The organism is Alicyclobacillus mali NBRC 102425 (genome assembly GCF_001570745.1).
Lineage (GTDB): Bacteria > Bacillota > Bacilli > Alicyclobacillales > Alicyclobacillaceae > Alicyclobacillus > Alicyclobacillus mali.
Map to the genome: position 1 here is coordinate 1 of NZ_BCSG01000073.1, position 1577 is coordinate 1577.

General features: G+C 54.1%; 2 protein-coding genes. One reads left to right on the top strand and one right to left on the bottom strand.

Annotation, left to right across the window (positions count from 1 at the left end; genetic code table 11):
• Nucleotides 1–193 (top strand): hypothetical protein (locus AMA01_RS14160; protein ID WP_231862969.1); only part of this gene is annotated, 193 nt, incomplete at its 5' end.
• A gap of 82 nt (nt 194–275) precedes the next feature.
• On the opposite strand, the gene AMA01_RS13415 is transcribed toward AMA01_RS14160, so the two are convergent.
• Nucleotides 276–1091 carry a transposase gene (locus AMA01_RS13415; RefSeq protein WP_067851755.1) on the bottom strand — a complete coding sequence of 272 codons (816 nt, stop codon included), beginning with the start codon at nt 1089–1091 and terminating at the stop codon, nt 276–278.
• Nucleotides 1092–1577: the final 486 nt, after the last annotated feature.

The following is a 1577-nucleotide window of genomic DNA, read 5'->3' on the forward strand; positions in this document are numbered from 1 at the left end:
TGTCATCCAACAGAAAGCGGCGTTCGCCCGTCTTTCGATCGCGGTTTACGCTTACCCCTCCTTGACGAAAAAGCTTCTTCGTCTATGGGGCGTTTGCAGGGCAAAAAATCACCGCGCCCCTGCCACCTCCGGCAAGCTGCGCGGCGACTCTCCGCTTTCTTGTTCGGCACCACTTGCGTCTGCGGCTTTCTGAGCCACGTCCCTCGCGCAATCGTCGGGTCCAGTCCACCTTCGCGAATGCGCTTCGCGCGACCATTGCGGGCCTTGCCCATGAATCACGCCTCCCCTCGAACCCGCTTCAGCACCTCCTGCGCCTCTTGCTCGGACAACCCCGTCCAACGCATCACGTCGCTTACGGACGCACCATCACGGAACATCCGCTCGGCAATTTCCTTGCTTCGTTCATCCTTTGCTTCTTCCACAATCTCCTTCAGTAGCTCCGTCATCGCCAACACCCTCCTTAGCACCGCTTTTTGCTCATCCGTCAACACCCGTGCGCTGAACCCGAACACCAACGCCGCCAGGTAGTTCTGCTCCTCGCGATCCGGCACACGCTGCAAGGTTTCCACAATGGCGTCAAACGCCTCATCCCGCGTGCGACGCTCGAACTCCATGTGAAACGCAAACGCCAACCGAACCCGGTCTTCCGGCGTCCACTCACCCGTCTCCAGATGCCGACGAACCTTCTCCAGCGCCGCGTCGCCGTCCATCTGACCCAGATACACGTTCTCCACCGTGTAGCGGAAACTCCCGGCGTCGAGCTCAGACGGTGCGCTCTGGACGTCGCCCGTGTACAACACCACCGTGCGGATCGCCCGACGGTAACGTTCCGCGAGCGCCACGTCGTATGCCGCAAACCGATATAGTGCAGGTTCCTTCGTCGACTGGAACTCCAGATGGAGTAACCTCCCATCCGCAAGCTCCAGCATGATGTCCGTCATCGTCTGACGCAACCTCACCTCAGGGATCTCCGTCGCCAAGGCGCGCACCACCGGTGCGTCCCGTACGCCAATCACCGACAGCACTTCCCCGGGAAGCGCCAACGTCAAGTGCTTCGCAACCAAATCGTTCGCATTCCTCGGTATGTCCATCATGACCTCCGTTTGCCTTCAGTATACCGCCGCTCTGTGCGAGCGGCCAACTGTGTTTTCACGACGACACTTACACAACAGTTAGCGAATGAAGCAACGTGCTTACGTTATGCACGCATTCTCGGAAACACGAAACGAAGTGAACGTATGTGTGGGGAACAAATCGCGATGATTTGGGGGGAATCGAGCGCGATTTTTTGGGGAATTTTAATTCGCTGTGGACAACGCTATAAGTGGTGAAGCTCAGTTGAATGTTTGTTGTTTGCCTATGCTGTCTAGCAAACACTTTAGCTCATCCATCTGCGATTGATTCGAACACCTTACTATAAGTATATAGAGGGGATTAAATTTTATACTAATGATGTTATTTTCTTTATATTCAATAACTTTTATTCTCGGTGTGACATCAAGCCTAGCTTTTCGAATATAAAATTTTGACATATAAACCTCGATATCTATTGATTTCGAATAAAGATAGAGCAATGA

What these genes read in the sequence shown, in the direction of transcription:
- AMA01_RS13415 (WP_067851755.1), bottom strand. Translation starts at nt 1,091, where the DNA reads ATGGACATACCGAGGAATGCGAACGATTTGGTTGCGAAGCACTTGACG.